Below are 25,210 nucleotides of genomic sequence, written 5' to 3'. Positions count from 1 at the left end.
TCAGCGGTACAGGCCGGTGCCGCCCAGCGAGTAGCGGCCCGGCTGCGGGTGGACGCACAGGTCCACCGGACGGCCGCCGACGTCGACCTTGTGCAGGACGCGGCCCGTGCGCGTGGAGACGGCGTAGACGAGCCCGGCGGGGTCGGCGAGCCACAGCGCCGTCCCGTCCGACGACACCCCGCCCGGCACCGGTGAGCCGCGCCCGGGCAGCGGCCAGCGGGACGCGACCCGCCGCGAGCGGAACCCGAGAGCGGTGACGGTGCCGTCGCCGACGACGAACAGCCGGTGCGCGTCCCGGCTGATGGCGAGGCCGCGGGCGCCCGGCGCGGTCGCGACGAACCCCAGCAGCGCGAACCGCCGGGCGTCCACGAACCACACCCCGCCCTTACGCGCGTCCGCCACGTAGAAGGCGCTGCCGTCGGGCGACAGCCGCAGGTCGCCGGGCCGCGCCCCCTCCGGCAGCCGGATCGTCCCGGTGACGCGGCGGTTCGCCAGGTCGACGCGGGCGAGCACACCGGCCGCGGTGCACGTCGCCACCAGCGTCGCCCCGTCGAGGGAGAAGTCCGCGTGGCCGGCCGGGCACGGCATCGGAATCGACGCCCTCGCCGCCATCGTGCGCGGGTCGCGGACGCCGATCCGGGACGGCCGTCGCGCGAGGACCAGCGCGTCCTGCCCGTCAGGCGTGAAGTACAGCCCGGCGGGCGCGGTGACCCGGACGGGGCGCCCGCGCCTCCCGCCGTGCGGGCCGACCGGGACGAGCGTCCCGTGCGCGGGGTCGGTCACCCACAGCCGCCGCAGATCCCAGGACGGCACGATCCGGGCCGCCGCCGCGCCCGGGTGGAACCGGCCGGTGACCCGGAGGGTGCCGGGGTCGACGACGTCGATGGTCCGGCCGTTCGCGACGTAGAGGCGGGCCGGCATGCCGCGCGCGTTCGGCGCGATCATGCCCGGCCCGGTGGCGGCGTAGACGGGGCCGCCCGCGGGCGCGAGGGGCACCCCGCCGCCGGGCGGCCCGGCCTCCGGGGCGGCGTCGCCGGCGGCCGTCCCGTCCGGGCGGGCCCGCAGGTAGGGCGCGGGGCCGCCGAGCCCGACCACCGGGTCGTCCGGGGAGCCTTCCCCGGGCCGGTAGAACGGGACGGGCGACTCGCACCCGGCCAGCACGCCGCCGGTCAGCGCGAGGGCCGCGGCGAGCGGAAGCGCGGCGGCCCGTGATCGTCCTCCATGAGGTCCCATGCACGGCCTCCCCCATCACGGCGGGGACGTTACCGAGTGACGACGCGCAGTGTCCGGCTAATTGCGAAACGTATTCACTGCGGCCCGCCGAATCAGTCGGATTTGCCGATGCCGATGCCGAACTCGCGGTAGACGCGCTCCCAGAAGCCGTCCCGCAGCCAGGTGCGGGCCTCCTGGTAGGGGCGCAGGGAGCCGCCGAGCTCCTTCTCCGCCTCGATCAGCAGTTCCTTGTCGATGACGGGCGGCAGGATCGGGCCGGGCAGCAGGTCGCGGATGTTGTCCCGGCCCCGCTCGAAGATCCACTTCTGGGCCACGTGCTCGCCGATCTCCAGCATGTGGTCGCGGTCGGGCCCGAGCTTGCCGTCGGACGGCGACGCGGTGGAGTTCATCGACGCGGCCACCGTGGCGGGCGTCACGGCGCCGGGCACCGGGACGGCCGTGCGGGCGGCGGCGGGCGCCGGCTTGACCGGGGGCCGCCCCGCGAAGACCTGGGACGGGGACGGGACGGGGCTCGTCCGGTGCGCGGCGGCCGCGGCGTCCCGTACCGCGGCGGCGGCGCCCGGCACCGGCAGCACCTTGGCCTTGGTGAAGTACGGGCGCAGGAACTCGGCGGGCAGCACCTCGACCGTGTCGGACTCCCACACCAGCCATTCGGCCTGGTTGGAGCCGTGCGTCGGCTCGACGCCCCACAGGTGCACGCGGACGCCGTAGCGCTGCGCGGCCTCCACGGCGGGCAGCATGTCCTCGTCGCCGGCCAGCAGCACCGCGTCGGTGATCGCGCGATGCCGGGCCAGGGCCTCCAGGTCGGCGCGGAGCTGGGCGTCCACGCCCTTCTGCTGGCCCTGCGCGTTCAGGTTCCCGAGGCGCAGCTTGACCAGCGGAAGGTTGGCGATGACGCGCTGGTCGACGGTCGGCTGCCGCTTCGGCGCCGCGTCGAACCAGTACACCCGGAGCAGCTCGCCGCGCCGCTGCTCGTCGGCGTGGTCGGTCAGCGCCTTGATCAGCTTCTCCGCGGCGACCCGGTACTCCCGGCGGGAGCCGCAGCCGAGCAGCAGGGCCCCGGAGGCCGCGTAGAGGTACCCCGCGTCGACGAAGATCGCGTATCGCGCGGGCTGTGGGACGTACTCCGAGGTGGCCATGGCCTTCCACCTTATTCGTGCGGAGCCCTCCGCTGGGCGCGAACCACGGTTACATGTCGCTTCGAGCGGCCCGGCCGACCTCGCACGACAGGGTCAGCGCGCCGAGTCAGCGCCCATCTGGGGGGCGACCCCCCAACCCCCCGGCAAGAGCCGCTGAGCCGCTCCTTCGCTGGCGCTCAGTCGTCGGGTCAGCGGGGCAGGCCGCTGGCGCGCCATGCGCCCGGGCCGCGCGGCGCGATCTCGCCCGCGAACGTGCCGCGGACGAGCCGGGACCGGTCGGCCCAGCGGGACGGCCTCGCCGGGCCGCCGCGGCCCGCGCCGTCCCGGGCCGCGGCGGCCGCGCGGGCGCGGGCGGTCAGCACGGCGACGAGCGCCGCGATCTCCTCCGGGCCCGGTTCGCCGCGGACGACCTGGAGGAACGGCGTGCTGTCGGCGGTCACGAAGCCTCCCGGAAGGCGGTCACAGCGGGATGTTCCCGTGCTTCTTCGGCGGCAGCGTCTTGCGCTTGTCCCGGAGCGCCCGGAGCGCCCGCACGACCTGCCCGCGCGTCTCGGACGGTTTGATCACGTTGTCGATGTAGCCGCGCTCCGCCGCGATGTAGGGGTTGGCGAGCGTGTCCTCGTACTCGGTGATCAGCTCGGCGCGGCGGGCGTCCGGGTCGCCGGCGGCGGCCAGCTCGCGCCGGTACAGGATGTTGACCGCGCCCTGCGCGCCCATCACCGCGATCTGCGCGGTCGGCCACGCCAGGTTGATGTCGGCGCCGAGGTGCTTGGACCCCATGACGTCGTACGCGCCGCCGTAGGCCTTCCGGGTGATGACCGTGACGAGCGGGACGGTCGCCTCGGCGTAGGCGTACAGCAGCTTCGCGCCGCGCCGGATGATCCCGTTCCACTCCTGGTCGGTGCCGGGGAGGAAGCCGGGGACGTCCACGAACGTCAGCACCGGGACGTTGAACGCGTCGCACGTCCGGACGAAGCGGGCGGCCTTCTCGGACGCGTCGATGTCGAGCGTGCCGGCGAACTGCATCGGCTGGTTCGCGACGATGCCGACCGAGTGCCCCTCGACCCGGCCGAAGCCGACGATGATGTTCGGCGCGAACTGCGCCTGGACCTCCAGGAACTCGCCGTCGTCCAGCACGTGCTCGATGGCGGTGTGCATGTCGTACGGCTGGTTCGGCGAGTCGGGGATGAGGGTGTCGAGCTCTTCGTCCGCCTCGGTCACGTCCACGGGGACGTCGAACGCGGGCGCGTCGGAGAGGTTGTTCGACGGCAGGTACGACAGCAGCGCCTTGACGTACTCGATCGCGTCGTCCTCGTCCGACCCCTGGTAGTGCGCGACGCCCGACCTGGAGTTGTGCGAGTGCGCCCCGCCCAGCTCCTCCATCGTCACCTCTTCGCCGGTGACCGTCTTGATCACGTCCGGCCCGGTGATGAACATGTGGGACGTCTGGTCGACCATGACGATGAAGTCGGTGATCGCCGGGGAGTACACGGCGCCGCCCGCGCAGGGCCCCATGACCAGCGAGATCTGCGGGATCACGCCGGAGGCGTGCACGTTCCGCTTGAAGATCTCCGCGTACAGGCCGAGCGCGACCACGCCCTCCTGGATCCGCGCGCCGCCGGAGTCGTTGATCCCGATCACCGGGCAGCCGGTCTTGACCGCGTGGTCCATGACCTTGCAGATCTTCTCGCCGAAGACCTCGCCGAGGGAGCCGCCGGAGACGGTGAAGTCCTGGCTGAAGACCGCGACCGGGCGGCCGTCCACCGTGCCGTACCCGGTGACGACGCCGTCGCCGTAGGGGCGGTTCCTCTCCATCCCGAAGTTGGTGGAGCGGTGCCGCGCCATCTCGTCGAACTCGACGAACGAGCCGGGGTCGAGCAGCGCGTCGATCCGCTCCCGGGCCGTCATCTTGCCCTTGGCGTGCTGCTTCTCCACGGCGCGCGCCGAACCGGCGTGCACCGCCTCGTACCGGCGCCGCTCCAGGTCCGCGATCTTCCCGGCCGTGGTGTGGACGTCGTAGCCGGCGGGGGGTTCAGGGGCTTCCATCGCCATGCGGGCCAGGGTAACCGGACGCTGATCCGGCGGGTGCGCGCGGGGCCCGCTGACCGGGATGAACGGCGCGAAATCCGGCTCGTTAGGCTTGTGCGGGTGGCTACGAAGACGCGTGACTCCTTTCGGCAGGACATGCCCGAACCGCTGCGCCGCGACGTGCGGCTGCTGGGCGCGATGCTCGGAGACTCCCTCGTGGAGTACGGCGGGAAAGGGCTGCTGGACGACGTCGAACGGCTCCGCCACGCGGTGATCGCGGCGCGCCGCGGCGAGGCCGGCATCGAGGAGGTCGCCGCCCTCGCCGACGGCTGGACGCTGGAACGTGCCGGCCAGGTCGCCCGCGCGTTCACCGTGTACTTCCACCTGACGAACCTCGCGGAGGAGCACCACCGCATCCGGACGCTGCGGGAACGCGACACCGGCGGCGCCGTCGCCGGGTCGGTCGCGGCGGCCGTCGAGGAGATCCGCGCGGTCGGCGACGGCAGGCTGGACGGGGTCATCGACGGCCTGGAGTTCCGGCCCGTCTTCACCGCGCACCCGACCGAGGCCCGGCGCCGCGCGGTCGTCACCGCGATCCAGCGGATCAGCGACCTGCTGACCCGGCTGAACGAGGGCCCGGGCGGGAGCGAGCGGGAGGAGATCGAGCGCAGCCTGCGCGAGGAGATCGACCTGCTGTGGCGGACGGCGCTGCGCCGGGGCACCCAGATGGACCCGCTGGACGAGGTCCGCACCGCGATGGCCGCCTTCGACGAGACGATCTTCCGGGTCGTCCCGCACATCTACCGGGCCCTGGACCGCGCCCTCGACGGCGACGGCACCGGTACCCGCCCGCCGAAGGCCCGCCCCTACCTGCGTTTCGGCAGCTGGATCGGCGGCGACCGCGACGGCAACCCCTACGTCACCGCGCAGGTCACGCGGGACGCCGTCATGATCCAGGCCGACCACGTCCTGCGTGCCCTGGAGAACGCGTGCGCCCGGATCGGCCGGGAGCTGACCGTCCACGAGTCGACCACGCCCGCGTCGAAGGACCTGCTGAACGCGCTCGCCGCCGCGCGCACCGCGCATCCGCCCCGGCTCGCCGAGATGACCAAGCGGTCACCCGGTGAGACGCACCGGCAGTTCCTGCTGTACGCGGCGCTCCGCATCGCCGCGACCCGGGAACGCGACGCCGACCTCGCCTACGCCTCCCCGGACGAACTGCTCGCCGACCTGCGCGCCGTCCAGGACTCCCTCGCCGGAGCGGGCGCCGCCCGGCAGGCGTACGGACGCGTCCAGCAGCTCGTCTGGCAGGTCGAGACGTTCGGCTTCCACCTTGCGGAGCTGGAGATCCGCCAGCACTCCGAACTGCACGAGAAGGCCCTGGCGGAGGTCGAGGCGGGCGGCCCGCTGTCGGAGATGACAGAGGAGATCCTCGAAACCCTCCGGGTCGTCGCGTGGATCCAGCGGCGGTTCGGCGTCCGGGCCTGCCACCGCTACATCGTGTCGTTCACCCGCTCCGCCGGCGACATCGCCAACGTGCACGCGCTCGCCGCGTCCCTCGGCGACGGCGCGCCGGTCCTGGACGTGATCCCGCTGTTCGAGACCGGCGAGGACCTGGAGCGCGCCCCGGCGGTGCTCGACGGGATGCTGGAGATCCCGGCCGTCCGGCGCCGGCTGGACGACACCGGCCGCCGCCTGGAGGTCATGCTCGGCTACTCCGACTCCGCCAAGCAGCTCGGCCCGGCCAGCGCGACCCTCCGCCTCTACGACACGCAGGAGGTGCTGGCCGCGTGGGCGGCCCGGCACGACATCAGGCTGACCCTGTTCCACGGCCGCGGCGGCTCCCTCGGCCGCGGCGGCGGTCCCGCCAACCGGGCGATCCTGGCCCAGGCGCCGGGTTCGGTCGCGGGCCGCTTCAAGGTCACCGAGCAGGGCGAGGTCATCTTCGCCCGCTACGGGCACACCGAGATCGCCAAGCGGCACGTCGAGCAGGTGACCAGCGCCGTCCTGCTGGCCTCGACGGACGCCGTCCAGGACCGCGCCCGCGAGGCCGCCGCCCGCTTCCGTCCCCTCGCGGACAAGATCAGCGAAGCGGCCAAGGCGGCCTTCCGGAGCCTCATCGAGACCGAGGACTTCGCGGTCTGGTTCGCCCGCGTCAGCCCGCTGGAGGAGATCTCCCAGCTGCGCATCGGCTCCCGCCCGGCCCGCCGCAAGGCCGCGCGCGGCCTGGAGGACCTGCGCGCCATCCCGTGGGTGTTCGCCTGGACGCAGACCCGCGTCAACCTCCCCGGGTGGTACGGCCTCGGCAGCGGCCTGGCCGCCGTCTCCGACGACGGCCGGGACGTCTCCGAACTCCGCGAGGCCTACGAGGCGTGGCCGCTGTTCAACACCCTCCTGGACAACGCCGAGATGAGCCTCGCCAAGTCCGACCGCGCGATCGCCGAGCGCTACCTGGCCCTCGGCGAGCGCCCCGACCTCTCCGAAACCGTTCTGGCCGAGTACGACCGCACCCGCCGCCTCGTCCTCACGGTCACCGGCCACGAGCGCCTCCTGGAGAACCGCCGCGTCCTCTCCCGGGCCGTCGAACTCCGCAACCCCTACGTCGACGCCCTCTCCCACCTCCAGCTCCGCGCCCTGAAGGCCCTGCGCGCGGGCGTGGAGAGCGAGGAGGAACGAGCCCACCTGGAGTCCCTGCTCCTCCTGTCCGTCAACGGCGTCGCCGCCGGCCTCCAGAACACGGGCTGACGATGATCAGACCCGCCACGCAAGCCGATCGTCCGCGCATCGAGACGATCGTGGAGGCTGCCTACACCCCGTGGGCCGAGCTCATCGGCGCCCGCCCCATCCCCATGGATGCCGACTACGGGGCCCAGATCGGCGCCGGTCAGGTCTTCGTGACCGGCGACGGTCCGGACGGCCTGATCGTCCTCATCCCCGAGGACGGCACGCTCCTGATCGAAAACGTGGCCGTCGCCCCCGACCGCCATGGCCAGGGCATCGGCCGCGCCCTCCTGTCCTTCGCCGAGCAACACGCCCGCACGCTCACTTTGCCCCGCATGCGCCTCTACACGAACGAGCTGATGACCACGAACATCGCCCTCTACGAGCGCCTCGGCTACCGGGAGACGTCCCGCGAGGACATAGGCGGCCGCTACGTCGTCCACATGGCGAAGGACCTCGCGTAGGACGGAGGTCTGCGAGGGATCCGGTCGGGCAGAATCGGGTGCGTGAAGTATGCGCTGCTGATCTGCGATGACGAGTCGGTTTCGCCGTCCAATGAGGAGCTCGCGGCCGATCCGGTGCATCAGGCCTGGGTGGAGGGTCTGGAGCGCCGGGGCGCCAAGCTGTTCGGCGCGCGGTTGCGGCCGGTGGTGGACGCGACCACGGTCCGGGTCCGGGACGGCGAGACCCTCGTCTCGGACGGGCCGTTCGCCGAGACGAAGGACGTCGTCGGCGGCTTCGTGATCGTCGAGTGCGGGAACCTGGACGAGGCGATCCAGATCGCCGCGGGTCACCCCTACGCGCGCTGGGGCGGCGTCGAGGTCCGTCCCCTCTGGGAATGACCGGGCCCGACGACCGCGTGCGGGCGGCGGCCGACGCGGCGTACCGGGACGAGTGGGGCCAGGTGGTCGCGACCCTGATCGGAATGACGGGGGACTGGGACCTGGCCGAGGACTGCGCTCAGGACGCGTTCACCGCCGCCCTCACGACCTGGCCGCGCGACGGTGTTCCGCGCCGTCCGGGCGCCTGGCTCACCGCGGCGGCCCGCAACCGCGCGATCGACCGGCTGCGCCGCGACGCCGCGGGCGCGGCCAAGCTGCGCCGGCTCGCCGTGCCGGACCGCGACGAGCCGCCCGAGGAGGACATCCCGGACGAGCGGCTGCGGCTGATCTTCACCTGCTGCCATCCGGCGCTGCCGTTCCCGGCCCGGGTCGCGCTCACCCTGCGCACGCTGGCCGGTCTGAGCACGGCCGAGATCGCCAGGGCCTTCCTGACCGCCGAGCCCGCCATGGCGCAGCGCCTGGTCCGGGCGAAGCGCAAGATCCAGGAGGCCGGCATCCCGTACCGGGTCCCGCCCGCCGAACTGCTCCCGTCGCGGCTCGCGGCCGTTCTCGCGGTGCTCTACCTGGTCTTCAACCAGGGCTACGACGAGGAGGACCCGGACCGGGCGCTGACGGCCGAGGCCATCCGCCTGGCCCGCGTCCTCGTCCGGCTGATGCCGGCCGAGCCCGAGCCGCGCGGACTGCTCGCGCTGATGCTCCTGCACGAGGCCCGGCGCGCCACCCGCACGGAAGGCGGTGTGCTGGTCACGCTGGAGAACCAGGACCGCTCGCGATGGGACCGGGCCCTGATCGCCGAGGGCGTGGCGGCGCTCGACCGGGCACTGGCCGCGCGGAGCGCCGGGCCCTACCAGGTGCAGGCCGCCATCGCCGCCTGCCATGCCACCGCGCCCGACGCCGCGAGCACGGACTGGCCGCAGATCGCGATCCTGTACGCCGAGCTGGGGCGGCTGGCGCCGTCCCCGGTCGTGGACCTCAACCGGGCCGTGGCGGTCGCGATGGCGGACGGAGTTCCGGCCGGCCTGGCCCTGGTCGACGAGATCGCGGCGTCCGGGCGGCTCGCCGGGTATCACCTCCTGCCCGCGACCCGGGCCGACCTGCTCCGCCGGGACGGCCGGGCCGCCGAGGCCAAGGCGGCGTACGAGGAGGCGCTGAAACTGGCGCCGACCGAGGCCGAGCGCCGATACCTGGCCGGCCGCCTCCGCGAACTCTGATCCTCCCGCGGATCGCCCGGCGCCGAAGTTTTGCCCGGCGATGTCGATCCCGGACGGATGCCCTTCGTCGGTGGGGTGAAGGTCCACCGAGAGGAAGGGAAGGTCCCATGAGCACCGATACGAAACTCCCGATGCCCGAAGTGGTCGACCGGGCCGCCTGGCAGGCCGAGCTGGACGCGCTTCGGGTGCGGGAGAAGGCGCACACCCGCGCGGGCGACGCGATCGCGGCGGCCCGCCGGCGGCTGCCGATGGTGGAGGTGGACGCCACGACGCCGCTGACCGGCCCGAACGGGCCGGTCACGCTGCTGGACGCGTTCGAGGGCCGCCGGCAGCTGATCGCCTACTACATGATGTGGTTCGACGGCCGCCCCGCCGCCGAGCAGTGCGAAGGCTGCACGTACTACAACGGGCAGGTCCGGGAGCTGTCCTACCTGCACGCCGCCGGAATCACCTACGCGACGTTCTGCCAGGGCCCGTACGAGGAGAGCGTCCGCTACCGCGACTTCATGGGCTGGGACGTCCCCTGGTACTCCGTCCAGGACTCCGCTGAAGCGCTGCTTGCCGGGCGCCGGGTCGGCATGTTCCACCTGGTGTGCTACCTGCGGGACGGCGACCGGGTGTTCGAGACCTACTGGACGAACGGCCGCGGCGTCGAGGCCATGGACATCAGCTACGCGCTGATGGACATGACCGTGTACGGACGGCAGGAGACCTGGGAGGACTCGCCGGCCGGCTGGCCGCGGGACGGGTCGGTCAACGCCGGGTTCTTCCGCACCGGCGGGCGCCCCACCTCGCAACTGTCCCGCCTGGAGGCCGGCCGTTCCGACGACCTCGGCACCGGCGGCTGAACCCCGACCGGGGCCGGGGTTCAGCCCCCGGCCCTGGCCGGCCTCGTCGAGGCGCGCAGGTTCAGCTCTATCGGGTGGATGCGCTCGGTGCCCGGGGCGGCCCGGCCGTCCAGCAGGTCGAACAGGAGGTCCGCGCACGTCGCGCCCGCCTCGCGGGGGCGCAGGTCGATCGCCGTGATGGGCGGGTCGGCCAGGCTCATCGCCGGGCTGTCGACGCAGGAGGCCAGCAGGAGCGGGGAGCCCGTACGGCGCAGGGCGGGCTGGAGTCGTGCGGCGGCGCCCGCCGGGGCGCAGACGAGGGCGTCCAGGTGCGGTTCGGCGGACAGGAGGTCCTCCACGGCAGCATGGACGTCCTCGGCCGCGGCCTCGAACGGCACCGTGCGGACCGCGGGCGGGACGCCCACGCCGACGCACCACTCCCGGTAGCCGCGCTGGAGGCTGGCGGCCCACTCGCTCTCGCTGCCGGCGGCGACCAGGGCCGGATGGGCGGCGCCGGAGGCGCGGAGGTGGCCGAGCATCTCGGTGAGCTTGTCGGAGTGCCGTGACCACACCACGCCGTCGGCGGCGGCGTCGCCCGGGAAGTGCTCGCAGGTGACGGTCGGCAGTCCGCTCGTCATGAGCTTCTCCACGACGGCGTCGCCGGCGAGCGGGTCGCCGAGGATCAGGCCGTCCACCCGGGGGACGCGGGACGGGCTGCCCGAGGTGATCAGCGTGATGTCGTAGTCACGGGCCGCCGCGTTCTCCACCACGCCGAACACGAACGGCATGTAGTACGTCGAGCGGGTGAGAACGTCCGGCACGTGCAGCCCGATCGTGCCCGTGCTGGCCCGTCGCAGGTGCCGCGCGGTCCCGTTGGGGACGTAACCCAGAGTGTCCGCCACCCGGGTGACCATCGCGCGGGTCTCGGCGGAGACCCGCCCCGATCCGCGCAGGGCGTCGGACGCCGTCGTCTTCGACACACCCGCCGCTCTGGCGACCGTCAGCAGGGTGACCGGCTCGTCCTTGCGCACGCCAGGGATCCTATCCCTCGCCCCGGAATGGGGCGGCCGGGTGTGACGGAGCGTATTGGACGGTCCGAAGGGGTTGTCGTGGCGTCCGTCACACGCTTATGGTTCGGCCAGATGCCGGAACGTTCCGGCATCATGAGTGCCGGAACGTTCCGGCGTCGGAGAGTAACGACGGCGAAGAGGACGCATGAGCGCGCAAACGTCCGGCAGGGCACTCGGGCCCGGGGAACGGCCGCATCCGCTCGACCCACTGGGCGCCGACGAGATCCGCGCGGTCGGGCGGATCCTCGCCGAGGACGGCCTCGCCGGGGCCAGGGTCGCCTACCTGGGGCTGGAGGAACCGCCCAAGCGGACGGTCCTGGAGTTCGCGCCTGGCGAGCCGGTCCACCGGCGGGCCAGGGTGCTGCTGCTCGACCCGGCCTCCGGCGAGTCCTGGACCGCCGTCGTCTCGATCACCGCGGAGCGGGTCGAGTCACGCGTCGCGATCGATCCGGTCGAGGATGGGCAGGTCCCGCTGCTGGACGGGGACCATGCGCTCGTCCGGCGCGTCCTCGCGGACGATCCGGAATGGGCGCGGGCGCTCAAGGCCCGGGGGATCGACGACATATCGACCGTCTACATGGCGGCGCTGACCGCGGGTCACTACGGCCTCGACGGCGAGCACGGGCGCCGTGTCGCCCGTGTCCTCGCGCACCTGCGGCCCACGCCCGACAGCCTGCCGTGGGCCCACCCGATCGACGGGCTGGTCGCCTACGTGGACCTGATCGACGAGTCCGTGATCGAGATCGTCGACACCGGGGCACAGCCGGTTCCCGCCGAGCCCGGCGACTACCACCTGATCACCGAGCACCGCACGACGCAGCGGCCGATCGAGATCACCCAGCCGGAAGGGCCGGGCTTCGGGCTCGACGGCCCGCTCGTCACCTGGGAGAACTGGAGCCTGCGTCTCGGCTACGACATGCGCGAGGGTCTCGTCCTGCACCAGATCGGCTTCGCCGACGGCGACCGGGTCAGGCCGATCGTGTACCGGGCGTCGGTCGCGGAGATGCTGGTCGCCTACGGCGATCCGAGCCCGGTCCGGTTCTGGCAGAACTACTTCGACACGGGCGAGTACCAGCTCGGGAAGCTCGCCAACGCGCTGGAACTCGGCTGCGACTGCCTCGGCGAGATCACCTACCTGGACGCCACCGTGGCCGGGGACGACGGGTCGCCGGTCGTGCTGCGCAACGCGATCTGCATGCACGAGGAGGACTTCGGCGTGCTGTGGAAGCACACCGATCCGGCCAACGGCTCCAAGGAGACGCGGCGGCAGCGCCGGCTCGTCATCTCCTTCTTCGTCACCGTCGGCAACTACGACTACGGCTTCTACTGGTACCTGTACCTGGACGGCACCATCGAGCTGGAGGTCAAGGCCACCGGAATCGTGTTCACCGGTGTCTACGACGAGCGGGCGGAGCCGCACGCGTCCGAGGTCGCCCCTGGCCTGGCAGCCCCCTACCACCAGCACCTGTTCGGCGCGCGCCTGGACATGATGGTGGACGGCCTGGAGAACGCCGTCGAAGAGGTGGACGTCCGGCCCCGCCCGATGGGGGAGGGGAACCCGCACGGCAACGCGTTCGGGCGGTCCGCCACGCGGCTGCGCAGGGAGAGCGACGGGCAGCGCGACGCCGACCGCGGCCTCGGCCGCACCTGGCACGTCGTCAACCCGTCCAGCCGCAACCGTCTCGGACGGCCGGTCGCCTACGCGCTGTACCCCGAGGGGGAGCCGACCCTGCTCGCCGCCCCGGGATCGTCGATCCGGCGCCGGGCGGCGTTCGCCACCCGGCACCTGTGGGTCACCAGATACGACCAGGCGGAGCGCTATCCTGCCGGCCCCCTGGTCAACCAGCATCCGGGCGGGGACGGTCTGCCGCGCTACACGGCGCACGACCGCGACATCGACGGCCAGGACATCGTGCTCTGGCACACCTTCGGGCTGACCCATTTCCCGCGGACCGAGGACTGGCCGGTCATGCCCGTCGACACCTGCGGTTTCACCCTCAAGCCCGTCGGGTTCTTCGATCGCAACCCGACCCTGGACGTTCCGCCGGGCACCGCGGGGCACTGCCACTGAACCCCGAGCTTCGGAGAGAGATGAACCCATGCGCCACACACGTCCGGCCTGCAGTGCCGCCATCGCCGCCGCCCTCCTGATCACATCGGCGTGCTCGTCGGTCGACACGAAGTCCGGCGACCCCTCCGCCAGGCCCGGTTATCTCGGTGTCGCCGACGCGTCGCTGCCCGCGGGCGGCACCCTCAAGCTCGGGACGCACGTCGACATCGGCGGGCCCACCGGCCTCGACCCGCAGATGGCCGACGTCGCCTCGACCTGGACGCTCATGTCGCCGGTCTACGAGACGCTCACGACGATCGGCCCCGACTACTCCGTCCAGCCGCTGCTGGCCGAGAGCTGGGACACCCCGTCCGACACGACGTACGTGTTCCACCTGCGCGAAGGCGTCACGTTCTCCAACGGGCGGACCATGACCGCCGACGACGTGGTCGGCAGCCTCAAGCGGCTGCTCGGCTCCGAGTCGGTGTGGCGCGGGCAGCTCGGTCCGGTCGAGTCGGTGGCGAAGCAGGACGCGCGGACCGTCAAGATCACGCTGAGCGCCCCCTACTCGCCGTTCCTCGCCGCGCTCGCCAACATCCCGGCCGCCGTCCTGCCGATGAAGGAGATCAAGGACGGTTCGCTGGATCCGGTCAAGACGATGCTCGGCACCGGCCCGTTCACCGTCGTGAACCATCGGCAGGACGTGTCGTGGACGTTCAGGCGCAACGACCGGTACTGGCAGAAGGGCAAGCCGGCGGTCGACGGCCTGGAGGTCGCGATCGTGCCCGAGGAGGCCGCCCGGGTCGCCGCGCTGCAGAACGGAAGCGAGTCCATGGCGATCCTGGGCAACGTCGACTCGCGCACCACACTGGCCGGCGCGTCCAATGTCAACGTCGCGACGCAGGCCACCACCGACTTCTACTACCTGATGCTGAACACCAGGAAGGCCGCGTCGCCGTTCGCCGACCCGCGCGTCCGCACCGCGATCAACATCGCCATGGACCGCGGGAAGATCGCGAACGCGGCGATGGGCGGGCAGGGCAAGCCGACCGCCGTCACACCGGCCGGGCTGCCGGGCGCCTGCGACCCGGCGTCCCTGCCGTCCGCCAAGGCCGGCCTGGACAAGGCCAAGAGCCTGCTCGCCGAGGCGGGCGCGCGGAACCTCTCCTTCACGCTCAGCATCTACTCCACCCAGCCCGCGCCGGTCGTGGCACAGGTGATCCAGCAGAACCTCCAGCGCATCGGCGTCGAGGTGAACATCGAGCAGATGGACGAGGCGAGCTGGTCCGGCAAGGTCTACGGGGAGGCGCCGAAACCGGCGAAGTTCGACGCGGCCCTGTCGTGGTTCGCCGGGTACGCCGATCCCGCGATGGTGATGCGGTGGTGGAACCCGGAGCAAGCGGGCTTCAACGTCGGGTTCATGAAACCCGACCCCGCGCTGAACAAGGTCATCCGGGCCGCCGGTGAGGCGCCCGCCGGCTCGGAGCGGAAGACGGCGATGAGCGGGGTCTGCGCCAAGGTCGACCAGGACGCCCAGATGATCCCGCTGGTCACCCGTCCGGCGACCGTCGCCTACCGCACCGATCTGCTCAGCCCGAGCCTGTACGCGAGCGAGGGCTACGGCAACGTGCTGCGGCTCGCCGCCGACGCGCGCGTGAAGTCGAAGTAGCCCGATGCGCGTGCTGCTTTGGTGGTCCGGCCGCCTGCTGAGCGGGGCCGCGACCCTGGCCGGCGTCTCTGTGCTGATCTTCGTGGCGGTCCGGCTGATGCCGGGCTCGTTCGCCGAGACGATCCTCGGGCCGTTCGCGACGTCCGGGCAGAAGGACGCGCTCGCCGCCCGGTACGGGCTGGACGAGCCGGTGTTCCTGCAGTACTGGCACTGGCTCACCGCCGTCGGGCAGGGCGACTTCGGATTCTCGATGATCAGCCGGCAGCCGGTGTCGGCGGAACTACGGGCACGGCTGCCGGTGACCGCGGAGATCTCCGGGCTCGCCGTCGTCGTCGCCGTGCCGGCGGGCGTGCCGCTCGGCGTGCTGACCGCCGTCCGCGCACGTCCGGGCGGCGGCGGGGCGGCCGGGCGGCTGCTCAGCGGGCTCGGCGTGAGCGTCCCGGAGTTCGTGCTGGGCAGCCTGGTCGTGTTCCTGTTCTCCCGGTACTCGCTGGGGCTGAAGACCGGCGGGTACGTACCGTTCGGGGAGGACCCGGCCGGCAACGTCCGCTCGCTGGTGCTGCCCGCGCTGGTGCTGTCGGTGTTCGCCGTCTCCGCCGTCGCCCGGACGACCAGGGACGCCGCCCTCGGCGTGCTGATCGAGCCCTACGTCACCGCCGCGGTGGCGCGCGGGGCGTCGCCGTGGTCGATCGTCCGGCACCACGTCCTGCGGAACGCCGCCCCGCCGGTCGTGACGCTGACCGCGACGATCGCCGCGTACCTGCTCGGCGGCGCGCTGATCGTCGAGTACGTGTTCAACCTGCCCGGGATCGGCTCCTACACCGTCCAGGCCATCGGCCGCCGCGACTACGCGGTCGTGCAGGCGTGCGTGCTGCTCACGGCGGCGGTGTTCATCGTCATGAACGTGCTGGTCGACCTGGCCGTCCGGCTGATCGACCCGAGGCTCGGCGGGGAGGTCGCCGCGAGATGACCATGATCAAACGGCTGGACCCGCTGTCCAGAGCCGGCCTGGCCGTCCTGCTGGTGCTCGTCCTCGCGGCGCTCGGCTCGGTGGTGCACCTCGGCGGCGACCCGGACGAGATCGTCGGGCCGCGGCTGCAGGCCCCCGGCCCGCAGTGGTGGCTCGGCACCGATAACCTCGGCCGTTCGATGCTGCCGCGCGTCCTGGAGGGCATCGCCACCACGCTGCTGCTGTCGTCCGCCGCCGTGCTGGTGACGGCCGCGGTCAGCACCGGGTTCGGCATCGTCGCCGGATACGCCGGGGGCTACGTCAACGGCCTGGTGATGCGGCTCGTCGAGGTGCTGTACGCCTTCCCGGCCATCATCCTGGCGGTGCTGGTCGCGGCGGTCCTCGGCCCGGGGCAGCTCGCCGCGCTCGCCGCCATCGTCCTCGTCACGATCCCGCTGATGACCCGGCTCGTGCGGGGCGCCGCGGCGGCCGTGGCGCAGCGCGACTACGTCACCGCGGCCATAATCGGCGGCGCGCGGATGCCGCGGGTGCTCGGCACGCACGTCCTGCCGAACGTCGCCGGGACGGTCGCGGTGCAGGGCACCTACGCGCTGTCGGTCGGCATCTCGGTGGAGGGCGGTCTCGGCTTCCTCGGGCTGGGCGTCCAGCCGCCGCAGGCGTCGCTGGGGATGCTGATCAACCAGGGCGCCGTCTACCTGGTCGCCGCGCCCTGGCTGGTCGTCGGCCCCGGTGTCGTGCTGGTCCTCGCCATCCTTTCGATCAACGTGTTCGGCGACGGCCTGCGCGATCGTCTCGAACCGAGAGAAACGAGGTCCCTCACATGACCGTCGTCGACGAGACCGGCGGGACGGGACTGCTGCGGATCGACGGGCTCGTGCTCGACTACGCGACGCGCGGGCCCGGGACGTCCTCGCGCGTCCGGGCGCTGGACGGCGCCGATCTGGCGGTCGCCGCGGGCGAGACGGTCGGCATCGTCGGGGAGAGCGGATCGGGCAAGTCCACGCTCGGATCGGCGGTCGGGCGGCTGCTGCCGCGCGCGGCCGTGCCGGTCGCCGGGACGGTCCGGATCGCGGGCGAGTCCGTGTTCGACCTGGCGCCCGGCGCGCTGCGCCGGCTCCGCCGCGAGCGGCTCGGCTTCGTCTTCCAGGACCCGGCCGGGTCGCTCGACCCCACCATGCGGATCGGCGCCCAGCTCCGGCTCGCGCTCGGCGACCGCAAGGCGGACGTGACGCCGCACTTGGAGCGGGTGCGGCTGGCGGACGTGCGGCGGGTGGCGCGGTCGTACCCGCACGAGCTGTCCGGCGGGATGGCGCAGCGGGTGGCGATCGCGATGGCGATGGCGGGCGGGCCGCGCCTGCTGGTCGCCGACGAGCCCACCGCCGCGCTGGACGCCCAGGTGCGCGCGGAGGTGTCCGACATGGTGTTCGCGCTCGCCGCCGAGACCGGGACGGGCATCCTGTGGCTGAGCCACGATCTGCCCGCCGTCGGGCGGCTGTGCGGGCGGATCGCCGTGATGTACGGCGGCCGCGTCGTCGAGGACGGCCCCGCCGGCGAGGTCCTCGGCCGTCCCGCCCACCCCTACACGGCGGCGCTGGCGGGGGCGGCGCCCGCCAGGGCAGCGTTCGGGACGAGGCTCGAACCGATCCCCGGGCGGCCGCCGCTGCTCACGGGGGCGTCCACCGGCTGCGCCTTCGCTCCACGCTGCCCGTTCAGCGTGGAGCGGTGCACGACCGAACGTCCCGAGCCCCGCGACGTGGAAGGCCGCAGCGTCCTCTGCCACCGCGCCGGGGAACTCGCCGCCACCGGCCTGGAGGCACGCGCATGAGCATGACCGAGACTCCGGCTGGGACGCCGCCGGTACTGGAACTGGAGAGGGTGACCGTCGTCTTCAAGACCGGGACGCCGCTGAACCGGGTCCCGCTGCACGCCATGCGGGAGGTGTCGCTGCGGGTCGCGCCGGGCGAGACGCTGGGGCTGGTCGGCGAGTCGGGGTCGGGCAAGACCACGACCGGCCGGGTCGCGCTCGGGCTGCGCCGGCCCGCGTCCGGGACGGTCAGGTTCGAGGGCGGGCCGTTCCCGCGCCGCCGGCGTGCGCTCGCCGGGCGGATGCAGGCCGTCCTGCAGCATCCGCAGTGGTCGCTCGACCCGCGGATGCGGGTCGGGCGGAGCGTCGCCGAGCCGCTGGTCGTGATCGGCGAGGCGGCCGGCGCGGACGAGCGCGTTCACGCGATGCTCGGCCGGGTGGGCCTGGAACCGGAGCTGGCCGGCCGCTACCCGCACGAGCTGTCGGGCGGCCAGCGCCAGCGCGTCTCCATCGCCCGCGCCCTGATCACCCGGCCCGCGTTCATCGTCTTCGACGAGCCCGTCAGTGCCCTGGACGTGTCGGTCCAGGTGCAGATCCTCAACCTGATCAAGGACCTGCGGGACGAGTACGGGTTCGGCGCCCTGTTCATCTCCCACGACCTCGGCGCCGTCCGGTACGCGGCGGACCGCATCGCCGTCATGCGGGCCGGCGAGGTGGTCGAGACCGCCGCCACCGAGGTCTTCCACACGAGCCCGTCGCACGAGTACTCGAAGCAACTGCTGGAGACGCTATGACCGAGCCGCGGCCCGCGACGCCGTCCGCGTACGCGCCGGACGTCCCGGGGAACCCCGACCTTCCGCTGACGCCGCGGCCGAGCCCGGGGAGCGGCACCGTCCCGTTCGACCTGCCCGGAGTGTTCGTCGGGACCGCGGAGTACGAGGAAGGGCCGACCGGATGCACAGTCGTCCACGTCCCGGCGGGCGCGCGGACGGCGGTGGACGCGCGCGGCGGCGCGGTCGGCCTCAGCGGCGGATACGAGTTCAACCACGCCGTCTGCCTCGCCGGCGGCTCGGTGTACGGCCTCGGCGCGGTCGCCGGAGTCAGTGCGGAACTGCTGGCCCGCAACCGCAACCTCACCAAGTGGGACCAGTTGCAGCTGGTGTCCGGCGCGGTGATCTACGACTTCTCGGTGCGCGACAACGCCGTGCACCCTGACGCGGCGCTCGGCGCCGCCGCGCTGCGCGCCGCCCGCGAGGGCGGGTTCCCGGTCGGGCGCTGCGGCGCGGGCCGCGCCGCGAGCACGGGCAAGGCCGACTTCGCGCGCGCCGAGTTCGCCGGGCAGGGCGCCGCCTTCGGGACGTTCGGAGAGGCGAAGGTGCTCGTCGCCACCGTCGTCAACGCGGTCGGCGCCGTCGTCGACCGGGACGGGACGGTCGTCCGCGGCAACTACCACGCCGCCGAAGGCGGGCGCCGTCACCCGGCCGTGGACTACGCGGAGCAGGTCGGACGCGACGAGCCCGCCGATGCGGTCCGGGGCAACACGACGTTGACCGTGATGGTGACCAACGTCCGGCTGACCGACCGGGAGCTCGACCAGGTGGCCCGGCAGGTGCACAGCTCGATGCACCGCGGCATCCAGCCGTTCCACACGCTGACCGACGGCGACGTGATGTTCGCGCTGACCACCGACGAGGTCGACCTGCCCGGCGTCCCGCCCACCGGGTTCGGTGCGCTGGCCTCCGAGGTCGCCTGGGACGCGATCCTGAAGGGCGTGGAGTAGCGATGTTCGAGTTCCCCCGCTTCGCCGTGCACGACCCGCGGCATGCGAACGAGCTCGTCCGGAGCAACCCGTTCGCGCTGGTGGTCAGCGGCCGGGACGGGGTCCCGGCCGCCACCCACGCGCCCGTCCTGCCGGAGGGGCACGTCGAGGGCTCGTTCGCCGGCACGACCCTGCTCGGGCACATGGCCCGCGTGAACCCGCACTGGCGGCAGTGGGAGGGCGACGCGACCAACGTGCTCGTTGTGTTCTCCGGGCCGCACGGCTACGTCTCGCCGAGCATGCACGGCGCGGCGGAACCGTCCGTCCCGACCTGGAACTACGGTGCCGTGCACCTGACCGGGCGGCTGGAGCTGATCCTCGGCGAGGAGGAGGTGCTCGACGTGGTCGAACGCACCGTCCAGGCGATGGAGACGCCGCGCACGCCGAAGTGGGAACCGGGCGCCGCGTCCAGGGACGTGTTCCGGAAGATCGTCGGCGGCGTGGTCGCGTTCCGGGTGCACGTCCGGGACGAGGCGAAGCTGTTCAAGGTGAGCCAGGACGCCGGCGACCGGACCCGCGGCCGCATCCGGGACGCGTTCGCCGGCCCGGAGGGCAACGCCGGGCTGGCGCGCCTCATGGACGAGGTCGACCCGAGGGGAGAGTCGTGACCGTCCCCGCATTCGTCTCGGCGCAGGCCGACGCCGTGGAGCGCGGCCGGGCGTTCGGCCTGCGCTGGGGCACCGAGATCGGTGCCGCCCACACCGGCTACGCCAGGCTGTTCGAGGTCCTCGGCGGCGACACGACGAGGGTGCGCGCGCTGAGCGAGGACGCGCTGGCCGAGACCACCGCGTGGGCGCCCGGTCTGGGCGCCGAGATCGCCGCGATCGCCACCGGCGCGGGCCTTGAGCCCTGGCAGGTGGCCGCCGTCAACGCCCGCACCGAGATCCTCGCGGCGCTGGGCGCCACCGGCGAGGGCGAGTGCTCCACCGCCGTGGTCCTGCCGGACGGTGCGCCTCCGCGCACGGTCCAGACCTGGGACTGGCACGACGTGATGCGCGACATGCCCCTGGTGTGGACCTACGAGCCGCGCCCAGGCCACCGCGTGCGGACCTTCACCGAGTTCGGCGCGCTCGGCAAGATCGGGGTGAACGGCGCCGGGCTCGGCGTGCACTTCAACATCCTGCGGCACGCCTCCGACGGGGGCTCGGTCGGCGTCCCGGTGCACATGGTCGCCCGCCGCATACTGGACGAGGCGGCGACGCTGGAGGACGCCGAGCGGATCGCCCGCTCGGCCCGCACCTCGGCGTCCACCGCGATCACCGTCGTGACCTACGACGGGCGACGCGGCCGGGCCGCCGCCCTGGAGATCTGCCCGGAAGGGGTCGGTGTCGTCCCGGCGGGCCCGGACGGGCTGCTCCTGCATACCAACCACTTCATGGACCCGGAACTCGCGGCGGGGGAGGCGCTCGGAAACGAGCGTCCCGGCACCTACGACCGCTTCGAGCACCTGAAGGCCCACGCGGACGGCCTGACCGCCGCGGCTCCGGCGGACCGCGCCAGGGCACTGCTGGGTCATGCTCCCGAAGACGCCCCGGTCTGCGCGCACCCCGTGCCCGCCGATCCTTTCCAAGACCGCTGGGAGACGCTGGCGACCATCAGCCTGGACATCGCCGCCGGACGCCTCGCCGTCCACCAGGGCGGGCCCTGCGGGTCCACCCCGTCCACGTGGCGGACCTACTGACATGCCGAGACGCCGGTGAGGGAGCCCGCCTCCTTCATCCCGCCAAGGTGATCCCTATATATTGGATCCAATATCCATACCTGGGAGGGGTGCATGGACGTCCTGAACCTGATCGGCGGCCGGTGGGCCGAAGGGGCGGGCGCGGAGTTCGCCGACGCCAACCCGGCCCGCCCGGACGAGATCGTCGCGCGCGGGCGGTTCGCCTCCGCCGCGCAGGTCGAGACCGCGGTCGAGGCGGCCCGGACGGCCGCGCCGGAATGGGCGTCCACGCCGTACCACGCCCGCGCCGAAGTGCTCGCCGGAGCGGCCGCGATCCTCGACCGCAACGCCGAGGAGTGGGGGGAGGAGCTGACCCGCGAGGAGGGCAAGACCCTCGCCGAAGGCGTCGGCGAGGTCCGGGGCGCCGCGCGGATCCTGCGGTACTACGCCTCCGAGGCCGACCGTGAGAACGGCGAGATCTTCCCCTCGCCCCGTTCCGGGGAGAACGTCCTCGTCGTCCGCCGGCCGGTGGGCACCGCCGGGATCATCACCCCGTTCAACTTCCCGATCGCGATCCCGGCCTGGAAGATCGCGCCCGCGCTGATCTACGGGAACACGGTCGTGTGGAAGCCGTCCTCGCTGGTGCCGCTGCTCGCCCAGCGCCTCGCGCGGGCGCTCGCCGACGCGGGCCTGCCCGCCGGGACGCTGAACCTCGTCTACGGCGAAGGCGAGGTGGGCGGCGCGATCGTCGGCCATCCGGGGGTCACCGCGGTGTCCTTCACCGGCTCCACCGCCGTCGGCCGGGCGATCATCGCCCGGTGCGGCGAGCTGGGCAAGCCGGTGCAGACGGAGCTGGGCGGCAAGAACGCCTCCGTGGTGCTCGCCGACGCCGACCTCGGCCACGCCGCCGAGCAGGTGTGCGCGGGCGCGTTCCGCTCGACCGGGCAGAAGTGCACCGCCACGTCCCGCCTGATCGTGGAGGAGGCGGTCGCGGACGAGCTGCTGGCACGTGTGGCCCGCCTCGCGGGCGACATCACCGTGGGCGACCCGCTCCGCCCGGACGTCCGGATGGGGCCGCTCATCAGCGAGGCCGCCCGCGAGCGGGTGACCGCCGGGGTGCGCCGCGCCGTCGAGGAAGGCGCGACCCCGCTCACGGACGCCGCCCCTTACACGGGCGACCTCGCGGCCGGCTGGTTCGTTCCGCCGACCCTGATGGAGCTGCCGGCCACCGGCGTGGAGTTCTGGCGGCGGGAGCTGTTCGGCCCGGTCGTCGGCGCGATCCGGGCGTCCGGCCCGCGGGAGGCCCTCCGGCTCGCCGACCAGAGCGACCACGGACTCTCCGCGGCGATCTTCACCCGGGACCTGGGCGTCGCGCTCTCGGCGGTCGACCATGTGCGGGTCGGCGTCCTCCACGTCAACTCCGAGTCGGCCGGGACGTTCCCGCACGTGCCGTTCGGCGGCGTCAAGCAGAGCGGATTCGGCCCGAAGGAACAGGGCCGCGCCGCGCGCGACTTCTACACCCACACCGTCACCGTCTACCTGGGAGCGCCCGCGTGACAGGGGCACTCGACGGGCTGTTCGTCGCCGACTTCAGCAGGGTCCTCGCCGGGCCCTACGCGACGATGCTGATGGCCGACCTCGGCGCCGACGTCGTCAAGGTGGAGCGACCTGGCACGGGCGACGACACCCGCTCCTGGGGCCCGCCGTACTCGGCTGACGGCGACGCGACGTACTACCTGTCCGTCAACCGGAACAAGCGGTCGATCGCCCTCGACCTGCGTGAGGACGCCGACGTGGCACGGGCCCTGATCGCCCGCGCCGACGTCGTGGTCGAGAACTTCCGCCCCGGCACCATGGACCGGCTCGGCCTCGGCTACGGGCGGGCGCGGGAACTCAATCCCGCCGTCGTCTACTGCTCGATCACCGGCTTCGGCGCGGGCGAGGGCGCCGGCCTGCCCGGATACGACCTCATCGCGCAGGCGGTGGGCGGCCTGATGAGCGTCACCGGTGAGCCCGGCCAGGGCACCAAGACGGGCGTGGCCCTCGTCGACGTCATCACCGGCCTGCACGCCTGCGTGGGCGTGCTCGCCGCGTTGCGCCACCGCGACCGGACGGGCGAGGGGCAGCGTGTGGAGGTATCGCTGCTGTCCTCGCTGCTGTCGGCCCTGACCAACCACGCGTCCGCCTACGTGGCCGCCGGAGAGGTGCCCGCCGCGATGGGCAACCGGCACCCGAGCATCGTCCCGTACGAGGTGTTCCCCACCGCCGACCGGCCGATCGTGATCGCGGCCGGCAACGACCGCCAGTTCGCGGCCCTCTGCGCCGTCCTGGACCGCGACGACCTGGCGGCCGACCCCCGCCACGCGGCCAACGCCGGGCGCGTCGAGCATCGGGAGTCCCTCGTCGCCGCCCTGTCCGCGACCCTGCGCACCCGGAGCGCCGACGACTGGTTCACCGCGCTCTCCGCCGCCGGCGTCCCGTGCGGGCCGATCAACGACCTGGCCGAGGCGTTCGACCTCGGCGCCCGCCTGGGCCTGGCCCCCGCCGTCGGGCTGGAGGACCCGCGCCGGGACCGTCCGGTGGACCAGGTGGCGAACCCGCTGCGGCTCGGCGCCACGCCGCCCGCCTACCGGCTCGCGCCCCCGCGGCTCGGCGAGGACGACGAGTGGGTCCGTGAGATATTGGGCCGATGACCCCGCAGCGGCCGCCGACGGCCCAGCAGTTCGTCCTGGACGAACTGCGCCGCGCGATCACCACGGGCCGGATCCGCCCGGGCGATCCGATCCGCCAGGACGTCCTGGCACGTGAACTCGGCGTCAGCCGCGTCCCGCTCCGCGAGGCCCTCAAGACCCTCCAGGGCGAAGGGCTGGTGAGCTACCGGGCGCACCGCGGTTACGCCGTGGAGGAACTGTCCCTGGACGATCTCCGCGAGGTCTACCGCATCCGCGAGATCCTGGAGGAGGAGGCCGTCCGCCGCGCCGCCGCCCGCCTGACCGCGGACGACCTGAAGGCGCTCGAACGGGCCGAGGACGAGGTCGAGCGCGCCGCCGGCGCCGGGGACGTCCTGCTGATGGCCGCCGCGAACCGGGCCTTCCACATGGCCCTCTACGAGTTCGCGGGCATGCCGCGGCTCGTCCGCATGATCCGTACGCTGTGGGACTCCACGGACGCCTACCGTTCGATCTACTACGGCGAGCCCGCCAACCGCGACCGCGTCATCGACGAGCACCGCGCCGCTCTGGAAGCACTCCGCGAAGAAGCGGTCGACGAGGCGGTCCGGATCCTGAGCACGCACCGCGCCCACGCCGTGGCGGCGCTGGAACGCCTCATCGCCACCTCCGCCTAGGAGGGCCAGACGGGCTTGCGCTTCTCGTTGAAGGCGGCGATGCCTTCGCGGCGGTCGGCGGAGAAGGCGACGGTGCGCCAGGCGTTCTCCTCCAGGTCGAGGCCCGCGTCCAGGCCGACGCCGCCGCCGAGGCGCATGGCGCGCTTGGCGGCGCGGACGGCGGCCGGGGAGTTGCGCGCGATGGCGGCGGCGACGCCGAGGGCCTCCTCGCGGGCCGTCCCCGCCGGGACCCGGCGGTCGGCGAGACCGTATTCGAGGGCCTCATCGATGCCGAGGCGGCGGCCGGTGAAGACCAGGTCGGCGGCCTTGCCGGGGCCGAGACGGCGCAGCGCGAGCTGGGTTCCGCCGCCGCCGGGGACGAGGCCGACGCTCACCTCGGGGAGGCCGAACACGGCCGTCTCGTCCGCGACGATCAGGTCGGCGGACAGCGCGAACTCGCAGCCGCCGCCGAGCGCGTAGCCGTGCACGGCCGCGACGACCGGCTGCGGCAGGTTCAGGACGCCGCCGAACGCGGCGCGGAAGACCGGACGCTGCGCGAGGATCTCCTCGTCGGTCATCGAGTTGCGTTCCTTGAGGTCGGCGCCCACGCAGAACGCCTTCTCACCGGCCGCGCCCAGCACCACCGCGCGCACCGACGCGTCCGCCGAGACCTCGGCGCAGACGTCCGCGAGCCGCCGCGCCATCGCCGTCGACAGGGCGTTGAGGGCCTCCGGCCGGTCCAGCACGATCTCCGCGACGTGCCCGTCGCGCCGCAGCGTCACACCATCCATGGGGGCACCCTAACGACCGGGGTCCGCGCGGCCGGACGCCGGTCCCAAGAT

The 25,210-nt window shown here is 73.4% G+C and carries 23 protein-coding genes; 17 read left to right on the top strand and 6 right to left on the bottom strand.

Annotated elements, in window-relative coordinates; genetic code table 11:
• The 4 genes from ACQPZP_RS38215 to ACQPZP_RS38200 form a co-directional block, all read right to left on the bottom strand.
• Positions 1-1,233 (bottom strand): YncE family protein, encoded by a 1,233-nt coding sequence (locus tag ACQPZP_RS38215; RefSeq protein WP_433474526.1) that lies wholly within the window; start codon positions 1,231-1,233, stop codon positions 1-3.
• Between the two features lie 92 nt (positions 1,234-1,325).
• A complete protein-coding gene (locus tag ACQPZP_RS38210; protein WP_433464531.1) occupies positions 1,326-2,372 on the bottom strand; it encodes an NYN domain-containing protein in 1,047 nt (348 codons plus the stop codon).
• A gap of 188 nt (positions 2,373-2,560) precedes the next feature.
• On the bottom strand, positions 2,561-2,812 hold the full coding sequence (locus ACQPZP_RS38205; RefSeq protein ID WP_433474525.1) for an acyl-CoA carboxylase subunit epsilon: 252 nt from the start codon (positions 2,810-2,812) through the stop codon (positions 2,561-2,563).
• 19 nt (positions 2,813-2,831) lie between these two features.
• Positions 2,832-4,424 carry an acyl-CoA carboxylase subunit beta gene (locus ACQPZP_RS38200; RefSeq protein ID WP_433474524.1) on the bottom strand — a complete coding sequence of 531 codons (1,593 nt, stop codon included), beginning with the start codon at positions 4,422-4,424 and terminating at the stop codon, positions 2,832-2,834.
• 132 nt (positions 4,425-4,556) lie between these two features.
• Here ACQPZP_RS38200 and ACQPZP_RS38195 point away from each other — a divergent pair, with 132 nt between their 5' ends.
• The 5 genes from ACQPZP_RS38195 to ACQPZP_RS38175 all read left to right on the top strand — a co-directional run bounded on the left by ACQPZP_RS38195 (position 4,557) and on the right by ACQPZP_RS38175 (position 10,022).
• Entirely contained in the window at positions 4,557-7,145 is a 2,589-nt protein-coding gene (locus ACQPZP_RS38195) for a phosphoenolpyruvate carboxylase (RefSeq protein WP_433479742.1), read from the top strand.
• Positions 7,146-7,147: 2 nt separating this feature from the next.
• A complete protein-coding gene (locus ACQPZP_RS38190; RefSeq protein WP_433474523.1) occupies positions 7,148-7,585 on the top strand; it encodes a GNAT family N-acetyltransferase in 438 nt (145 codons plus the stop codon).
• Between the two features lie 42 nt (positions 7,586-7,627).
• The gene (locus ACQPZP_RS38185) at positions 7,628-7,963 is read left to right on the top strand and encodes a YciI family protein (RefSeq protein ID WP_433474522.1); all 336 of its coding nucleotides are present in this window, start codon (positions 7,628-7,630) and stop codon (positions 7,961-7,963) included.
• Positions 7,960-9,174: an RNA polymerase sigma factor gene (locus ACQPZP_RS38180; protein ID WP_433474521.1), complete on the top strand. Its 1,215-nt coding sequence runs from the start codon at positions 7,960-7,962 to the stop codon at positions 9,172-9,174. Before ACQPZP_RS38185 ends, ACQPZP_RS38180 begins: the two co-directional genes overlap by 4 nt.
• A 107-nt stretch (positions 9,175-9,281) precedes the next feature.
• Positions 9,282-10,022 (top strand): DUF899 family protein, encoded by a 741-nt coding sequence (locus tag ACQPZP_RS38175; RefSeq protein WP_433474520.1) that lies wholly within the window; start codon positions 9,282-9,284, stop codon positions 10,020-10,022.
• A gap of 20 nt (positions 10,023-10,042) precedes the next feature.
• Here ACQPZP_RS38175 and ACQPZP_RS38170 read toward each other — a convergent pair whose 3' ends face one another.
• A complete protein-coding gene (locus ACQPZP_RS38170; RefSeq protein ID WP_433474519.1) occupies positions 10,043-11,032 on the bottom strand; it encodes a LacI family DNA-binding transcriptional regulator in 990 nt (329 codons plus the stop codon).
• A 184-nt stretch (positions 11,033-11,216) separates the two neighbouring features.
• Here ACQPZP_RS38170 and ACQPZP_RS38165 point away from each other — a divergent pair, with 184 nt between their 5' ends.
• The 12 genes from ACQPZP_RS38165 (at position 11,217) to ACQPZP_RS38110 (ending at position 24,389) form a co-directional block, all read left to right on the top strand.
• Positions 11,217-13,142, top strand: a complete 1,926-nt coding sequence (locus ACQPZP_RS38165) for a primary-amine oxidase (RefSeq protein WP_433474518.1) — start codon at positions 11,217-11,219, stop codon at positions 13,140-13,142.
• 28 nt (positions 13,143-13,170) lie between these two features.
• Positions 13,171-14,790, top strand: coding sequence for an ABC transporter substrate-binding protein (locus ACQPZP_RS38160; protein ID WP_433474517.1), 1,620 nt, complete (start codon positions 13,171-13,173; stop codon positions 14,788-14,790).
• Positions 14,791-14,794: 4 nt separating this feature from the next.
• Complete coding sequence (locus tag ACQPZP_RS38155) at positions 14,795-15,760, top strand: ABC transporter permease (RefSeq protein WP_433474516.1); 966 nt, start codon at positions 14,795-14,797, stop codon at positions 15,758-15,760.
• A complete protein-coding gene (locus ACQPZP_RS38150) occupies positions 15,757-16,584 on the top strand; it encodes an ABC transporter permease (protein WP_433474515.1) in 828 nt (275 codons plus the stop codon). The genes ACQPZP_RS38155 and ACQPZP_RS38150 overlap by 4 nt, the downstream gene beginning before the upstream one ends.
• Positions 16,581-17,585 (top strand): ABC transporter ATP-binding protein, encoded by a 1,005-nt coding sequence (locus tag ACQPZP_RS38145; RefSeq protein WP_433474514.1) that lies wholly within the window; start codon positions 16,581-16,583, stop codon positions 17,583-17,585. The genes ACQPZP_RS38150 and ACQPZP_RS38145 overlap by 4 nt, the downstream gene beginning before the upstream one ends.
• A complete protein-coding gene (locus tag ACQPZP_RS38140) occupies positions 17,582-18,358 on the top strand; it encodes an ABC transporter ATP-binding protein (RefSeq protein WP_433474513.1) in 777 nt (258 codons plus the stop codon). Before ACQPZP_RS38145 ends, ACQPZP_RS38140 begins: the two co-directional genes overlap by 4 nt.
• Positions 18,355-19,344 carry a P1 family peptidase gene (locus ACQPZP_RS38135; RefSeq protein ID WP_433474512.1) on the top strand — a complete coding sequence of 330 codons (990 nt, stop codon included), beginning with the start codon at positions 18,355-18,357 and terminating at the stop codon, positions 19,342-19,344. Before ACQPZP_RS38140 ends, ACQPZP_RS38135 begins: the two co-directional genes overlap by 4 nt.
• Before the next feature lie 2 nt (positions 19,345-19,346).
• Positions 19,347-19,991 carry an FMN-binding negative transcriptional regulator gene (locus ACQPZP_RS38130; RefSeq protein ID WP_433474511.1) on the top strand — a complete coding sequence of 215 codons (645 nt, stop codon included), beginning with the start codon at positions 19,347-19,349 and terminating at the stop codon, positions 19,989-19,991.
• Positions 19,988-21,064 (top strand): C45 family autoproteolytic acyltransferase/hydolase, encoded by a 1,077-nt coding sequence (locus ACQPZP_RS38125; RefSeq protein ID WP_433474510.1) that lies wholly within the window; start codon positions 19,988-19,990, stop codon positions 21,062-21,064. Before ACQPZP_RS38130 ends, ACQPZP_RS38125 begins: the two co-directional genes overlap by 4 nt.
• Before the next feature lie 93 nt (positions 21,065-21,157).
• On the top strand, positions 21,158-22,600 hold the full coding sequence (locus ACQPZP_RS38120) for an aldehyde dehydrogenase family protein (protein WP_433474509.1): 1,443 nt from the start codon (positions 21,158-21,160) through the stop codon (positions 22,598-22,600).
• On the top strand, positions 22,597-23,736 hold the full coding sequence (locus tag ACQPZP_RS38115; protein WP_433474508.1) for a CaiB/BaiF CoA transferase family protein: 1,140 nt from the start codon (positions 22,597-22,599) through the stop codon (positions 23,734-23,736). The genes ACQPZP_RS38120 and ACQPZP_RS38115 overlap by 4 nt, the downstream gene beginning before the upstream one ends.
• Positions 23,733-24,389, top strand: coding sequence for a GntR family transcriptional regulator (locus ACQPZP_RS38110; RefSeq protein ID WP_433474507.1), 657 nt, complete (start codon positions 23,733-23,735; stop codon positions 24,387-24,389). The genes ACQPZP_RS38115 and ACQPZP_RS38110 overlap by 4 nt, the downstream gene beginning before the upstream one ends.
• On the opposite strand, the gene ACQPZP_RS38105 is transcribed toward ACQPZP_RS38110, so the two are convergent.
• Positions 24,386-25,159: an enoyl-CoA hydratase/isomerase family protein gene (locus ACQPZP_RS38105; RefSeq protein WP_433474506.1), complete on the bottom strand. Its 774-nt coding sequence runs from the start codon at positions 25,157-25,159 to the stop codon at positions 24,386-24,388. The genes ACQPZP_RS38110 and ACQPZP_RS38105 overlap by 4 nt on opposite strands.
• Positions 25,160-25,210 lie beyond the last annotated feature (51 nt).

The sequence above is a fragment of the Spirillospora sp. CA-142024 genome (genome assembly GCF_050942325.1).
Taxonomy (GTDB): domain Bacteria; phylum Actinomycetota; class Actinomycetes; order Streptosporangiales; family Streptosporangiaceae; genus Spirillospora.
This window is presented reverse-complemented; position numbering and strand designations above follow the sequence as displayed.

Excerpts from the sequence above, each read along its gene's own strand:
- ACQPZP_RS38165 (WP_433474518.1), top strand. The coding sequence starts at position 11,217 with ATGAGCGCGCAAACGTCCGGCAGGGCACTCGGGCCCGGGGAACGGCCG.
- ACQPZP_RS38180 (WP_433474521.1), top strand. The coding sequence starts at position 7,960 with ATGACCGGGCCCGACGACCGCGTGCGGGCGGCGGCCGACGCGGCGTAC.
- ACQPZP_RS38200 (WP_433474524.1), bottom strand. The coding sequence starts at position 4,424 with ATGGCGATGGAAGCCCCTGAACCCCCCGCCGGCTACGACGTCCACACC.
- ACQPZP_RS38215 (WP_433474526.1), bottom strand. The coding sequence starts at position 1,233 with ATGGGACCTCATGGAGGACGATCACGGGCCGCCGCGCTTCCGCTCGCC.
- ACQPZP_RS38175 (WP_433474520.1), top strand. The coding sequence starts at position 9,282 with ATGAGCACCGATACGAAACTCCCGATGCCCGAAGTGGTCGACCGGGCC.
- ACQPZP_RS38120 (WP_433474509.1), top strand. The coding sequence starts at position 21,158 with ATGGACGTCCTGAACCTGATCGGCGGCCGGTGGGCCGAAGGGGCGGGC.
- ACQPZP_RS38210 (WP_433464531.1), bottom strand. The coding sequence starts at position 2,372 with ATGGCCACCTCGGAGTACGTCCCACAGCCCGCGCGATACGCGATCTTC.
- ACQPZP_RS38190 (WP_433474523.1), top strand. The coding sequence starts at position 7,148 with ATGATCAGACCCGCCACGCAAGCCGATCGTCCGCGCATCGAGACGATC.
- ACQPZP_RS38130 (WP_433474511.1), top strand. The coding sequence starts at position 19,347 with ATGTTCGAGTTCCCCCGCTTCGCCGTGCACGACCCGCGGCATGCGAAC.
- ACQPZP_RS38195 (WP_433479742.1), top strand. The coding sequence starts at position 4,557 with ATGCCCGAACCGCTGCGCCGCGACGTGCGGCTGCTGGGCGCGATGCTC.
- ACQPZP_RS38135 (WP_433474512.1), top strand. The coding sequence starts at position 18,355 with ATGACCGAGCCGCGGCCCGCGACGCCGTCCGCGTACGCGCCGGACGTC.
- ACQPZP_RS38155 (WP_433474516.1), top strand. The coding sequence starts at position 14,795 with ATGCGCGTGCTGCTTTGGTGGTCCGGCCGCCTGCTGAGCGGGGCCGCG.
- ACQPZP_RS38105 (WP_433474506.1), bottom strand. The coding sequence starts at position 25,159 with ATGGATGGTGTGACGCTGCGGCGCGACGGGCACGTCGCGGAGATCGTG.
- ACQPZP_RS38110 (WP_433474507.1), top strand. The coding sequence starts at position 23,733 with ATGACCCCGCAGCGGCCGCCGACGGCCCAGCAGTTCGTCCTGGACGAA.
- ACQPZP_RS38145 (WP_433474514.1), top strand. The coding sequence starts at position 16,581 with ATGACCGTCGTCGACGAGACCGGCGGGACGGGACTGCTGCGGATCGAC.
- ACQPZP_RS38150 (WP_433474515.1), top strand. The coding sequence starts at position 15,757 with ATGACCATGATCAAACGGCTGGACCCGCTGTCCAGAGCCGGCCTGGCC.
- ACQPZP_RS38160 (WP_433474517.1), top strand. The coding sequence starts at position 13,171 with ATGCGCCACACACGTCCGGCCTGCAGTGCCGCCATCGCCGCCGCCCTC.
- ACQPZP_RS38140 (WP_433474513.1), top strand. The coding sequence starts at position 17,582 with ATGAGCATGACCGAGACTCCGGCTGGGACGCCGCCGGTACTGGAACTG.